The organism is Paenibacillus sp. LjRoot56 (assembly GCF_964253335.1).
In the GTDB taxonomy this organism is placed as follows: domain Bacteria; phylum Bacillota; class Bacilli; order Paenibacillales; family NBRC-103111; genus Paenibacillus_E; species Paenibacillus_E allorhizoplanae.
This window is the reverse complement of record NZ_CAXURV020000001.1, coordinates 675,969-690,041: the sequence shown is the minus strand read 5'-3', so window position 1 is coordinate 690,041 and position 14,073 is coordinate 675,969. Positions and strand designations below refer to the sequence as shown.

Below are 14,073 nucleotides of genomic sequence, written 5' to 3'. Positions count from 1 at the left end.
CATGAGAGCGATTGTATGTACCACCTACGGGTCACCTGATGTGCTTCAACTGAAAGAGGTAGATAAACCTGAACCCAAGGACAGTGAAGTAAGGATTAAACTGCACGCGGCCATTGTCACCCCTTCGGATTGTGCTTTTCGCAAGGCTGACCCTTTCATCATCCGATTGATGTATGGTCTGCACAGACCCAAACATACGATACTCGGCGTGGAGTTCGCAGGTGAAATTGATGCAGTGGGTAAAAGCGTCACGGCCTTCCAAGTTGGCGATCGCGTTTCTGGAATAAGTCCGACTACTTTCGGGGCCTATGCGGAGTACGTCTGTCTGCCTGAAGCTGGCACACTGGCTAAGCTTCCAGTTCACGCGAGCTATGAAGAGGCTGCTGGTCTCTGTGATGGCGGCTTAACAGCATTGATATTTCTCCGAGATACGGCACGACTTCAACGGGGACACACAATCTTGATCAACGGTGCCTCCGGATCCGTAGGGGCTTACGCGGTACAACTGGCGAAGTACTTCGGAGCAGAAGTGACGGGTGTGTGCAGTTCCACGAATGCCTCATTTGTGAAGTCGCTGGGGGCAGATCGGGTTATTGATTATACGCAGGAAGATTTCACAAAAAACGGCCGAACTTACGATGTTATTTTCGATGCGGTAGGCAAACGTTCATTCACACAATGTAGAGGCTCGCTCTCTGCAAATGGAGTCTATCTCACGACCGTTCCATCGCTGGGCATTATGCTTCAGATGCTATGGACATCTAAGATCGGCAGTAAAAAAGCCAAATTCACAGCTTCGGGTTTACAGCAGAAGAAAGAAAATCTCGCGTTTCTCGCGGAGCTTTTTGAGGCGGGTCAGATGAAAGCCGTGATTGACAGGCGTTACCCGTTGGAACAGCTAGCTGAGGCTCATAGTTATGTGGAAACAGGGCGTAAGAAGGGGAATGTGGTTATTACGTTTGGGGGGCATCCATTCACTCCAAATTCGCATACAAATGCTGCGTATACTCCTTAATGATCGCAGACACTTCAACATCCTTCTTTGTAATTCGCCATAGATAGTTCGGGTATTTTTTATATTTTCCAATCGGTATCGAGACGACTCCGTTTTTGAATTTCTCCGGCATCGTATTCACGATGTAATCCGTCGCGATGGTGATGGCATTACCGCGGCTAACCATTTGCATGATGGCTTGGGTGTTATTGGTCGTCAATGCAATTCGGTTGCCAGAATCTCCTGCAATCAATTCCGCTGCAATCCTCTCAATATAAGCATCTTTATAAATAACCAATACTTCATTTTGTAATTCAGAGCTTGTTATCGCTGTTAAAAACCGCAAAGGGGATTGCTTATTCACCACAATGACCGCTTCCCCGCGAATCACAGGCTCCCACATGAAGGAGTCGTCTTGACTCTCGCGCGACAAGGAGACGAACCCCATATCCGCTTCCCCCTTCATCACCTGATTCATAACCGCTGTATTATCGCCCTCCAAAAGTTGAACATTAATATGAGGATAGATCCCCATAAAGGTAATCGTGGTGTCCGTCACCAACGAAACCATGCCAGGAATGGTGGCGATTACGATATTCCCTGTGTTGATTCGATTGGACTTGGAGAGCTCATTTCTCATATTTCGGACGTTAGTTAGTATGGTACGTGCATATTTCATAGCTTTAAACCCATCCTGTGTAAGAGCAATCCCTTTTTTGGAACGAGTAAAAAGCGTAGCTTCTAATTCATTCTCTAGCTGACTGATGGATTGACTAACGGCTGGTACGGTAATTCCGTGCTTTTTGGACGTTTCTGTAAACGAGCCCGACTCCGCCGAATCAACGAAATATTGGAGCTGTATAATATTCAATGTCATCCATCCTTAACTATTTGTTTAGTTAAATAAATTAAACTTAAATATATTTTATCATTTGTTAGTGGTATTATACAGTAATCCTATTCACATTGCCGAGTCACCCTAGATGGAATCTTACATCTTTCGAATAATTGATTGGAAAAAGGGAACATCATTAACGACGATTGTCACACGTAAAGGAGCATTGCAATTGAAAAAAAACATTTTAAACGTATTTGCATCTGAATTTCGCCGCTTTATTAGGAACCCTATGATGATCATTACTTTCGTAGCTGTCGCCTTAGTTCCTATTTTATATAGTGGATTCTTGCTAAAAGGAACTTGGGATCCCTACGGCCAATTGGAGAAACTGCCTATCGCCGTCGTCAATTTGGATCAGGGTGCTGATTTTGAAGGCGAGTCACGAAATGTAGGCAATGAGTTTATCGATGAGCTGAAGGAAAACAACAGCTTTTCGTGGGGATTTATGAGTGCAGAAGAAGCTGCACAGGGAATGAGAAATAACCATTATTACGCGACTATCACGGTTCCCCCAACCTTTTCAACAGATGCCGCATCGATTACAAGCACGACACCGAAACAGGCGGAAATCATTTTCGAATCCAACAGTTATTACAACTTTGTTGCCGGTCAAATCGGAGAAAGCGCAACGAAGGAGTTAAAAAATAAATTATCCAAAACGCTGACAGAAGCCTATTCAACGAGTATTCTCTCCGAATTCGAAACCATTTCGAACGGGCTCAGCGAAGCAGGAAAAGGTGCCTCCGATCTTCAGGCTGGCGCACAGACCTTAAGTGACGGGATTCATGAGGTGAAAACCAATTTGGTTATTCTTGCAGATGGCACCAAGCAATTGGACGACAGTGCTGGCTTGTTGCAAAAAGGGGCCGGCAGCCTAAGCGCAGGCGCATTGGAAGTAAGCAAAGGTGCCGCTACTCTTGCTGGCGGGGTGAGCCAATTGCAAAACGCAGGCGCTCAGCTGGAACAAGGTGCTCAAAAATCAGCAGCAGGCGCATCTTCCCTAGTCTCGGGATTGCAAGCTTCCCAAACGGGAGCCGATCAATTGGCCTCCGGCTTAGCCTCATCTTCCAAAGGAAGCACACAATTAGTAGAAGGCCTTACGTCAGCCCTAAGCGCATCTGATAAATTGGAAGACGGCTCCGCACAGCTCGCCTCAGGTCTTGAAGCATTCGTCGCGGCGCATCCTGACCTCGCCTCGAATGCAACAGTAACCAAGCTCCTTGCAGCCAGCAAGGATGTCGCAGAAGGAAACAAGAAGCTGCATGACGCGGAGAAGAAACTCCTCACAGGAGGGCAGGCTGTCGCTTCTGGCACGGAAAAGCTTGTCACTGGTGCCGAGAAGCTCCGTGACGGCAACAAGCAACTCGTTGCCGGTGCAACGCAACTGCAAACAGGCGGGCAGCAATTGGCTGATGGCTTGCACACCTTCAATTCGAACTTGCCACAGCTATCCGCTGGTGGCACCAAGCTACAAAGCGGCGCGGCGCAAGTCAGCACCGGAGCTGGAGATCTGGCCAGCGGCATGACGCAAATGACCGCGGGTATCCACAAAGTAGCCAGCGGCGCGGCGCAACTAAATGAAGGAGCGACTGCGCTTGACACGGGTGCACCGAAGTTGGTCGATGGCAGCGGACAACTGGCTGCGAAATTGAACGATGCCGCGAAGCAAACCGCAGCCGTCAAAGCGGATGACAATACGATCAAAATGCTGGCAGAGCCCGTGAAGATTACAGCCAATGATGACCGCAAGGTTGCGATCTATGCGAACGGCATTGCTCCTTACTTCATATCCATGGCGTTGTTTGCAGGTTCGCTGGTGTTCACGACCATCTATGCAGCCAGAAGCACATTCACGCCAGGGGCGCGGGGGCTTCGATTACTCGTAAGCAAGCTGCTTACTTTTAGCCTAATGAGTATTTTCCAAGCTGGAATTGCAACGACCGTTCTCACCTATGTGCTAGATTTGAAGGTGCAGAGCATTCCCTTGTTCTATCTCTTTACCTTTGTCGTCGGCTTAACCTTCATGCTGATTATCCAAATGTTTGTCACATGGCTGGATCAACCAGGTCGATTCGTTGTTCTGCTGCTAATGATCCTTCAATTGGCTTCAAGCGCTGGGACCTATCCGCTAGAGTTGCTGCCCAATTGGGCTCAAGCCCTTCATCCTTGGCTGCCAATGACCTATGCGATTCAAGGATTCCGGTATGTGATCTCCAGTGGTCAGTACGCTGAGATGTGGCACCAAGTGGGCTACTTGAGTATCTACTTGGTAGCTTCCTTGATCTTAACAAGTGTTTACTTTCTTTCTCGTAAAAAGACGGAAAGTACTGACGATGAACATGAGCAGTTGATGCCTGTTACAGTATAAATAAGGAAAGGGCTAGGAATCCCCATTTGGGTGATTCTTAGCCCTTTTTGTGTTGTTATAATTACTCCTAATATTTATTCTAACTAGGGCCAGAGCCAACCTCAATCAACTCATACAAGTCCTGCACCTGACAACCGATGGTATCGGCAACGGAAATAGCTACTTGTAAAGGCATAATCCTCTTATTTTCCAGGTAGTCAACGATCCGCTCTGGCTTATAAAAAAGGGCTCGAGCTAGTTCCTCCCTTGCCATTCCGTGCTCATCCAAACGTTCTTGTAGTAAACAACGACCCAGTTCAAATTTCATTGGCTAATCCCCTGTTCAAAAGATTGTTACCCTTAGCCTCGCCAACGTTTACGGCTTTTAGTCCGTAGTAATAAACCAATCAGCCTTTTGTGTGGCTAGCAGTTTTCTTTGACCTTGGAATTCGTCATAAATGCTGAATGTATATTTTTGTAGAAACTTAGTATTATAAATGAGGCCAGGATCTGGGATGGTAATTTTGAAATTGTCTCTCTGACCAAGACGAATCTTAGAATCTTCATCCGCCGTTGAATCTCCATTAATGATATCAAAATCTTTGAAATCAAATGCCCTCTCAAATCGCTTAATTCCGCCGCCATCTTCAAAAACAAGCAGCAAGTTATGACCTTCGGTATTAATCTCAGTCATTTTCTCTTTGGTTAACTCGTAGTTGAATTGCAACGTAAATACACCGTCCGAGATGGATGTTCCTATTTTATCAATCGAGATCATATACGGGAATAAATCCACATTTTTAAGTGTTGTTGCTACATTCGCCTTCTCGTCTGGCAGCCAGTAAGCTATTGGATTCACATAGGAATCTGGAACGGATTTCTCACCTTCTGACAGCTTGCCTTCCGTAACTGCTTCTCCTAGAAGTAAATTCATATTTGTCGTGGAGAATCCCTTGGGAACCGTTGCCCAAACATTGAGCAGCGCTTTGCCAGTAGGACTAATCTTGTTCTTCACTTCAACAACGTTTGCCGGGAATACCGTCCCGTCTGACGAACGGAAATTGGCAACAAGCTTGGACACATTCGTGAACCGCTTCTCCAAATTAGTGGCTTCCACCATCGCGGAGTACATGATATTCGTTTTATCCTCATAGGTCGACACGCTCCGAACCCCGTACTTAGCCTTTCGCCCGATATCATTCGATGTATAAAATTGCCCCATACCGATAAATGGAATGGCTTGCAGTTCGGCTTGTGTCGAGAACTCCAGCACATCTGTTGCTGTAGTACTGCCTGTACTTGTACCCGTTCCTGTCCCTGCCGTTTCCCCCTCATTCTCTTGGAGAACTAATTTAATTTGAGAAAACTCGTACGTATAGGGCACCTTGCCTGCAATTTGCAGATTGACGCTTGCACCCGCTCCCAACCCAATCACTTTAGCCGTCTGGATAAGCTTTGCATCAATTTTCACTGCGTCATCCAATAAGAAATACCCGGATAATTTCGGTATAGGCAGTGCTTCTTCCCCATTATTGCTCAGTGTTAAATCGGCTGTAAGCAGATCCTGATCTTCCCACGGCAATCTGTGCAAACCGTTCAGCTGAGTCGTATACACACCAGATTTACTTGTGAAGGTATATGCCTTCCCTACGGAGCCGCCTTCCTGCTGAGAAACAGCTGGAAGTTGGAAGTTCGCAACGGCGATATTCAATTTCAAGTCTGGAATCGTCTCCGCAACCGCTAATTGCCAAGCATCTGCCGGAACTGCAACCGGAATCGAGCCGGAGAGCTGAATTTCCTTCGTCTCCTTCGGATTAATTTGCAAATCCTTCAATCCTTTAGCTTCCATCGGATACAGCAGCCCTTCTGAAGTACGAATAGAGAAGAGGTACGCAGGAATGGTTACGGTATGACTCCCAACATTCTCCAAACTCACATACACCGTTGGAACATGATATTTCTCATTCTTGTTACTGACGAACTTTTTAATCGAAGCCTTCACGTTGGTTCCACCGACAGAAATCACAGATGCAAGATCAGCAGGTGTTACATCTGTATAGTCATCGGGAATGGCAACCTCACCCAAAACTCGTTCAAAATTAGATTGGTTGAAATCCCACTTAATAAATTGCACAACGAGGTCTTGTAAGTTCGTGCTCGTATTCACATTTGCATAAAACGTTATATCTGTCGTAGAACCGGGAGCTACCCGGTTCTTATCCTTATCTGCCGGAAGTAATCGAACTGAGAATTGATTACCCGATTTGCTTTTCAGACGCACCCAATAATCGATAAATTGCAGTTCACTGCTGCCCTCATTATGGATGGTAATGGTAAATGTCGCTAACCTCCCACTTTGATCCTGTAGAAGATGAATCTGTTTCAACGCAAAGTAACTGCTTCCAGTCATGTTGACCTTTCCCACATCTAGAACAAGTGTGGAGGGGCTGCTATCGGCCCAGACAGGTGTAATGGCTCCTAGCGTAAGCAGTGCTGACAAGGCAATAGTTGCTACACGTTTGTGGTGAATTTTGATAATCATGATGGGCTATTCCTCCTTCCATATCCATCTTATCCTGCGGGAACTGCTTGAGCTTGATTCATCATCGGTTGCAAGGGTGCACCTGGGTTTTCTTTCATTTGTTTGAGCATGGCATCGCCATCCGTTTGCCATTTCTTAAGCGCTTCTCGAGCCGTTATTTTCCCTTGTAGGACATCGGCAAACAGCTTACGACCAATCTCCTGCACTTGATAAATATTAGGATTATTACGATAAATTTTCGAATTATCTTCAATTGGAGCCGGTGTTACATTATAAAAAGCTTCCATGTGAAAATCCAGTCCTTCTGTAGGTTTCAAATATTTGGAGCGTGCCACCAACATGTTTTGACTGCGCGATTTCAGTTTGGCCCACTCATCTCCGTTAATGAACTTGATGAACTTCCAGGCATCATCTGGATTTTGCGATTTGGCGTTAATGCCCATAATGCCATTCATATAAATAGAGCCGCCAACGCCTTTGGCTTCGGGGTGAGAAGGGATTGTTACAACATCCCAATCAATCGGTGTGAAGCCTTTATAATTGGCTGCATTTTTATTTGCGTTCGTGAGCTGTTGAATTTGGCCATAATTGAGAATCCCCATAGCTAACCTACCCGACATAAAATCATCGTACGCAAAAGGATTATTCTGATCAAACCTTTGATTCATTTGCTTCTGCGGATCTGCTACCGCTGGGAAAACATTATCTTTTTGCAACTGTGCCATTTTGGCCCATACTTTCTCCCACTGGTCCGTATCTACTGTCATCTTCTCCCCAGCATCATCAAACATTTTTAATTGCAGAGGAGCTGTATACATTTGCATGCCGTAGAACAAATCGCCACCCTGGGCTTGTGTTGTAAAAGAGAACCCATTGATACGCTTATCCCCTTCACCTTTCGCCAATCGTTTGGAAAGATCAAATGTCTCATCCCATGTCATACCGTCTTTCGGATAATCGACTCCCGCATCTTGGAACATTTTCTTATTATAAATAAGTGCTGAGGAGCTGAATGTCGGAGCAAGGGCATAAAGCTTGCCACCGCCTGCATTCTTCATTCCCTCTATCACGGCTGGAACAATTCCGGTGGTATCAAATTTATCTTTCGTTATGCGAGAATCCAACTGTAATAGCAGGTTACTTTCGATGATTTCAGGCAGCTGTTCATAACCAAGCATAACCACATCCGGCGGATTATCGCCCTGCATTACTTCTTTTAGCTTCTCCATCGGATCCGGCATCTTCTCACCCGGCTGAATGTTTCCGTTCATAAACTTTTCATCCATCGTTGAAATTATTTCTAGCTTGATATTCGGGTTAGCAAATTCAAATATTTCAGTGAATTGCTGTGTGAAATATTCATAATTACCACCATACCCCATATTAGTCGCGATTTTCAACACACGCTCTTGGTTATCGTCGGCTTTCTCCCCTTTTGTACAAGCAACAGCAAGTGGAGCCATCAAAGCTAAGGTTAAGGTTGTAACAATCACTTTACGTGTCATGTTTATCATTTTAATTTTCCTCCGACCGTTCGTGAATTAGATGAATCTTGTTCCTCATTTGCCGGTAGTGCTCTCGGTGCTTTAATCATGATCGTATCACCATCAAATTCCATCGTTGCTTTGCCGTTAATATTCAGAGCGGTCAAATAAGCTTTGGGAACCTGTAGACGGCCCGCACGATCCAACACGACATATTCCTCATGAGCTTCACCTGTGAGTCCTGTCGATACTCCCTCTACGGTTGATATCGAAGGGTTTCGAGCAATAAACTCCGAACTTGTCATCCCATCTCGAATAGCAACGACGCGCCCTACTTTACCCGCCATAGACATATCGTGGGTAACAATCACAATCGTAACACCTAGTTCCTTATTCAATCGTTGGAAAATAGAAAGAATCATATCCGCCGTCTTCGTATCTACCGACCCCGTCGGTTCATCCGCAAGCAGCAAACGCGGACGATTTGCCAGTGAAATCGCAATCGCTACGCGCTGTTGCTCACCACCGGAAAGCTCTTGCAGTTTATTATTCAAGCGGTGGCTAAGGCCAACCCAGTCCAGCAATTGCTTCGCGTAGGCAGGATCATAGTTCCCGCTAAGCATCATGGGCATTTCCACATTTTCAAGTGCAGTCAAGTAAGAAACGAGATTTCGCGCATTATTTTGCCAAATGAAGCCTACCGTATGTCGTTTGTAATCAACGAGCTGCTTATCTGTAATCTTAAGTAAATCCCAATCTCCAACTTTCACTTGACCTGCGGAAGGGCGATCAAGGCCTCCTAAAATGTTCAGCAAGGTAGATTTCCCGCTTCCACTATTCCCAATAATCGCCATTAATTCGCCATCGTCAATCTGAATATTAAGTCCTTGCAAAGCGACAACTTCGATTTCGTCGGTTTTATAAATTTTTACTAAGCCCTCGCAAGTAATCATGCTATTTCTCCTCCCCTAGCTTCACTGCCTGATGAACACGCAGCCTTCTAATGTGTAAAAACAGCAACAGTGCACCAGTTAACATCATGAAAACAACCACGAAATATAACTGATAGGTGTCTTTGGAATCGAATATGACTCGGAATGGCGGCACCTGCGTCTTTACATTCTGGGAAGTTTGTAGAAAGGGTAAGAAGAAATAGCTCGTTAGCTTGCCAATTACGATACCTAACACGATGGATAGTCCAGCGGTAAAACCCTGCTCGAGCAACAACATCCCCGTCAATTGCTTGCGGGAGAGCCCCATAGCACGCAGGACACCAAATTGTACGACCCTGCTAGATAAGTTAAAGAACCAATACAGCATGTAACCGATCAAAGACACAACGACAGAAACAAGGAAACCTAAGCTAAGAATACCGAACACACCGCCTCTTGCTGGCAGCTTCTTCTGGACGATAAGCTCGTTGCGAACATCCTTGATGGAAGCAATTTCAATCCCTTTGGCCTGTAAAGCTGTAACGATTGGAGTCACTTTAGCGTCTGGTTTCATTTTGAGCCATACTTCATAGGGTATAATTGGTGCTTGATCGTAGATGTAATCCAGATTTGCTACGAAAAATGGTGTTTGATCCGGATATTGAGCCGGCCAATACGGTAATATCCCAACAATCACGAATTCCAAGGGCTGCTGTCCGATTGTAATGGATAGTAAATCACCCTCCTTAAGCGCATATTTGCTGGCATAACTGGATGGAATGATAACGGCTTGCTCATAGCTGCCTAGCAAATTCAAATATTGATTCGGATGGGCTGGGAATAAATCAGGTCGGAACCACGCTACTTTAGCGAAATCCGTATTATCGATCCCCATGATCGTTCCCTGCCCGGTAGATTTACCGGAAACGACGACATTTCCTTTGGTTTGCATCACTCTAGCAGCAGCCTGAACACCTTCCAAATCGCGAAACACTTGAAATGGCGGCTCTACATAACGTATCTTGGTGGGGGTTTCCTCACCAGGCTTCGGGGCACCTTGACCCTGACCCTGGTTTTGGCCACCGCCTGAACCAGATCCACCGTTTGCCCCATTTCCTCCTTGCGCTTCGCCACCGCTTCCTCCGGCCTTTGGATCCTGCGGCAAATCATCGGAGAAACCTTCCCACACGGTTTGTATCACGACGTCGGTACCATACTGGTATAAGATTCGCTCCGAAGAATTCAAATCTATCGTTCGTGCAGCCGAGGAATTGTACACGCCAAGACCCAGTGTAAGAATGAGCAGCAGCATTAGCGGATAATACGCTTTCGCTGAACGAGACAGCTGAACAAGCGTTAAATAAAGCGGCACAGGCAGGAACTTTCGGCCAAACCAACCGAACAACCGCAGCAACCACGGAAAGATGCGAAGAAAAAACAGTCCCAGTGCGAAAATCGAAAGTGCTGGGACGAAAAACAGCAGCGGGTGTACCTGAAGTTGATCGGTTGTCATTCCTGTTTGCACGGATAATACTTGACGTTGGTCAAATAAGTAGAAACCATAACCAACAATCCCCAGCAGGACAATATCGAGGAACCACCGCTGCCAGAGTGGCGAACGGTCTGATCTTGCGAGCTGCTGCTTATAATTGACGATGGAAGATCTAGCGAAAAGCACCGCTGGAACAACGCTAGCAAGAATCGCAATGAGAACAGCGAGCCCACCGTAAAGCATCGCTTCTGGTGTAAAGCTAATCGGGATTGATTTGCGATCCACGAATGTTAGAAACCCGCTGGTAGAACCAATGCTCTTCGCCATGAACCAGCCAATTAACGGTCCTATCAATAGCGCAATCACGCCTAGTAACAATCCTTCTAGGAAGTAAATTCCAACAATTTGATTCGTACTGCCCCCACGGCTTCGCAAAATCGCAATCACGCCGCGCTGCCGATCCAGCGATTGTCTGGCATTCATCATTATGTAATAGAAGACCATAGCAATCATGGGCGCCGCCAATGTGAATAATAAAATCTGCATCTGTAGGCTTTGGGCTTTAAATTCAGTTAGAATCGGCTTAAAGGATACATCTACCTTGGTATTCTTAAGTTTCTGGAACAAGTTAATATCTAATCGTTCCAAACGACTCTCAAGCGGTGACAATTGACTTGTTTGAATGTCTCGCAGATCGAAAGCATAATACCAATTGGCAAGCTGCAGCGGAATTTTCTTCTCCGTTAGCAACGTCTTCATAAATACATCATCGCTAATAATAAGTGCATTAACTAACCCTTCTAACCCTTGGAACCAATACGCACTCGTTTCATTCTTCGGTTTGAAGGAACCTACGATCTTCACCTTGAGCAATTGACTGCCGCTTGCACTTGCAACGGAATAGTTGAACACGTCACCTACGTGTAAATCATTACGAAACAAAGCTTCTTCTAGAACGACAGCTTCCACTTGGCCATTTTGTAGTTGCCCCGAAGGCATGTGTCCATTGGACCAATCGACTTCATCCTTTAACCCGCTTAGTGACGTTAACGTCATTTGACGACGTTTACTTGGATCGGCTTTTGTCCCCTCAGCGGGAGATAACGGAGCCCCTTTGATTGCATAACTACTTGCATATGTATGTATAGGAAAAGCAATATCTTTGGGAACATCCTGTTGTATATATGTATTGATACTCGCCAGATCATTCAAATCTGCACGTTCTGTCCCTACTGCTTGATACCGCATAAGTAGTGAGCCTGCGGGAAGTCCCTCGCTCTTTTCTTCTAAAGATTTGGCGACGACTCGCTTCAGAGACCCATCGGCATACATGGGAATGCTTGTGGTGAAAGCTACAGCCATGACAAGACCAAGCAGGGTGCTGAGCGTTAGCCAGCGGGTATTCCACATTTTCCGAAATAAAAACCGCAGCATCGGCATGGACATTAGCGACCTACTACTTTCTGTCCGGCTGTGAGACCCTTTATGATTTCCACATCGGTTGATGTCTGCTGACCAATTTCTACATCCACTTCTTTCTTATTTCCTTGGGTATCAACGACTTGCACATAATTTCGGCCCGAATAGGAACGTAGCGCTGCAAGCGGGATCGTCGTGGCGTTTTCTTTCCTCTGGGTAATAATCGTCACGCTTAGCGGCGTACCGCGATTCAACCCTTTGGGAAACTCATTCAACTGAACAACCAAGTAGTTATCAATCGTATCCTGCTCCCCTTGTTGCCCCTGACCAGGGAACCCACCATTATTCGTGTTGTTCGCAGCTTGCGGGTTAGGAAGCTGCTTTACTTTCCCTTTGTGCTGACCAGCTGAGTTGATATCCACCTGAACCTCCATGCCGATAGCCACTTTCTTCGCATCATCAGCACTAATGCTTGCAGCGACAGTTAGTTCTTTCAAATCAGCGAGTGTTGCTACGGATTCTCCAGACTTCACGGTATCACCTTTCTTAACAGATACGGTGACAATTGTTCCACTGAACGGCGCGAGCAGTTTCGCTTTACTCACTTGTGATTCAAGTTTCGTCAGCTCCTCGCGTTTCAGTTCGAAATCAATCTTCGCCTGCTCAACTTGTTCAGGCGTCATTTCATCAGCCTTACGAAGCGTTTCGATCATCGTCAGTTCGTCCTTACGTGTTTGAAGCTTCTTCCGTTTTAAATCGCTCTCTATATCCGACACGTCGAGTTCTGCAATCGGCTGTCCCTGTTCAACGGAATCTCCATTTTTCACAAGTATGGCACTTATCCGTTTGGCAGACATATCTTCGGAGAAGAACAATTTCTCTTCTTGTAAGGCCATTAATCGCCCGCTCCCTCTCACTTTCGTCTCAAGGGTTTCCGTTTTTACCGTATATTCAGGTTTTTTCGAAAGCTTAGGTGGATTAATCGTCGGAAGCGATTCTTCATCCTGTTCCTTGGGCAATAGGGAGCATCCCGAAGCAAGAAGGAGTGTGGAACTTAATAATAGTGCTGCTAGTGGTCTCATCGTCCATTTACGTGACGAATCGTCCGTCCACCATTTCATAAACATGATCGGCAACCTCCAAAATTGTAGGGTCATGTGTTGTCATACAAATCGTGACTTGCTCTGTGGCGATAATGCTGCGAAAAACAGACATAATCTGGGCGCCCATCTGTGAATCCAGTTCAGCCGTTGGTTCATCCGCCAATATGAGCGATGGTCGATGTGCAATAGCTTTGGCGATCGCGACACGCTGCTGTTCACCGCCGGAGAGCTCGTAGGGACGATGATGCATACGTTTGCTTAAACCGACAAGGTCTAGGCAATGATTGACCCGCTCTTTCCACTGAGAGCGTGGCATCCCTGCCATGCGCAGCGCCAACTCAACATTTTCCCAAGCAGATAACAACGGCATTAAAGCATAGGATTGAAATATAAAACCAATCTCTTTACGACGGATCAACGTCCTCTCATCATCACTGCTGTGGTGAAAAGCATACTCTTGAAACAAAATCTCCCCCTTCGTTGGCAGATCCAGTCCTCCGATTAAATTAAGCAGGGTTGTTTTCCCCGAACCTGATCGACCTTTGAGCATGACAAGTTGCAGCGGCCTCAGCTCCATTTCAATCCCTTTCAGGACATCTAACTGCTGACCTCCAACTTGGAAGGAGCGATGTACATCACGTACCGTCAACAAAGGTGATTGGGGCCCAATAATGCGGGAGGAAGCGCTGTTAGAAATCGGTTCTTCTTCGACAGAAAAAGCCTCCAATGTGCTCCTTTTGCGAAACCAGCTTGTCATATGGTTATTTTTCCTTTCATTTCCAAATCATCCGTATGATAAAGTAGACGGTGCTAGTTAATAAAAAGTTTCAGCTAAATTGGTAATTTCATCTATTTATATGGA

Annotated in this window: 10 protein-coding genes; 2 read left to right on the top strand and 8 right to left on the bottom strand. The window is 45.9% G+C overall.

Going from position 1 to position 14,073, the window contains the following annotated elements; all coding sequences use genetic code 11:
- The first annotated feature begins 1 nt into the window (after position 1).
- Positions 2 to 1,015 carry an NAD(P)-dependent alcohol dehydrogenase gene (locus ACSQ8O_RS03035; protein ID WP_436240428.1) on the top strand — a complete coding sequence of 338 codons (1,014 nt, stop codon included), beginning with the start codon at positions 2 to 4 and terminating at the stop codon, positions 1,013 to 1,015.
- Here the strand turns inward: ACSQ8O_RS03035 and ACSQ8O_RS03030 are convergent.
- Complete coding sequence (locus tag ACSQ8O_RS03030) at positions 975 to 1,865, bottom strand: LysR family transcriptional regulator (RefSeq protein WP_436240427.1); 891 nt, start codon at positions 1,863 to 1,865, stop codon at positions 975 to 977. The two genes, ACSQ8O_RS03035 and ACSQ8O_RS03030, sit on opposite strands and share 41 nt — an antisense overlap.
- Before the next feature lie 196 nt (positions 1,866 to 2,061).
- On the opposite strand from ACSQ8O_RS03030, the gene ACSQ8O_RS03025 reads away from it, so the two are divergent.
- Entirely contained in the window at positions 2,062 to 4,260 is a 2,199-nt protein-coding gene (locus tag ACSQ8O_RS03025; protein ID WP_436240426.1) for a YhgE/Pip family protein, read from the top strand.
- Positions 4,261 to 4,339: 79 nt separating this feature from the next.
- Here the strand turns inward: ACSQ8O_RS03025 and ACSQ8O_RS03020 are convergent, their stop codons facing one another.
- Genes ACSQ8O_RS03020 through ACSQ8O_RS02990 form a run of 7 tightly spaced genes read right to left on the bottom strand, consistent with a single transcriptional unit; the run spans position 4,340 to position 13,968 of the window.
- Positions 4,340 to 4,567 carry a helix-turn-helix domain-containing protein gene (locus ACSQ8O_RS03020; RefSeq protein ID WP_436240425.1) on the bottom strand — a complete coding sequence of 76 codons (228 nt, stop codon included), beginning with the start codon at positions 4,565 to 4,567 and terminating at the stop codon, positions 4,340 to 4,342.
- A gap of 57 nt (positions 4,568 to 4,624) precedes the next feature.
- Positions 4,625 to 6,781 (bottom strand): hypothetical protein, encoded by a 2,157-nt coding sequence (locus ACSQ8O_RS03015; protein WP_436240424.1) that lies wholly within the window; start codon positions 6,779 to 6,781, stop codon positions 4,625 to 4,627.
- Positions 6,782 to 6,810: 29 nt separating this feature from the next.
- Complete coding sequence (locus ACSQ8O_RS03010; protein WP_436240423.1) at positions 6,811 to 8,295, bottom strand: ABC transporter substrate-binding protein; 1,485 nt, start codon at positions 8,293 to 8,295, stop codon at positions 6,811 to 6,813.
- Positions 8,292 to 9,218, bottom strand: coding sequence for an ABC transporter ATP-binding protein (locus ACSQ8O_RS03005; RefSeq protein ID WP_436240422.1), 927 nt, complete (start codon positions 9,216 to 9,218; stop codon positions 8,292 to 8,294). The genes ACSQ8O_RS03010 and ACSQ8O_RS03005 overlap by 4 nt, the downstream gene beginning before the upstream one ends.
- Position 9,219: 1 nt before the next feature.
- The gene (locus tag ACSQ8O_RS03000; protein WP_436241932.1) at positions 9,220 to 12,129 is read right to left on the bottom strand and encodes an ABC transporter permease; all 2,910 of its coding nucleotides are present in this window, start codon (positions 12,127 to 12,129) and stop codon (positions 9,220 to 9,222) included.
- A gap of 5 nt (positions 12,130 to 12,134) precedes the next feature.
- Positions 12,135 to 13,235 carry an efflux RND transporter periplasmic adaptor subunit gene (locus tag ACSQ8O_RS02995; RefSeq protein WP_436240421.1) on the bottom strand — a complete coding sequence of 367 codons (1,101 nt, stop codon included), beginning with the start codon at positions 13,233 to 13,235 and terminating at the stop codon, positions 12,135 to 12,137.
- Positions 13,198 to 13,968 carry an ABC transporter ATP-binding protein gene (locus ACSQ8O_RS02990; RefSeq protein WP_436240420.1) on the bottom strand — a complete coding sequence of 257 codons (771 nt, stop codon included), beginning with the start codon at positions 13,966 to 13,968 and terminating at the stop codon, positions 13,198 to 13,200. Before ACSQ8O_RS02990 ends, ACSQ8O_RS02995 begins: the two co-directional genes overlap by 38 nt.
- Positions 13,969 to 14,073 lie beyond the last annotated feature (105 nt).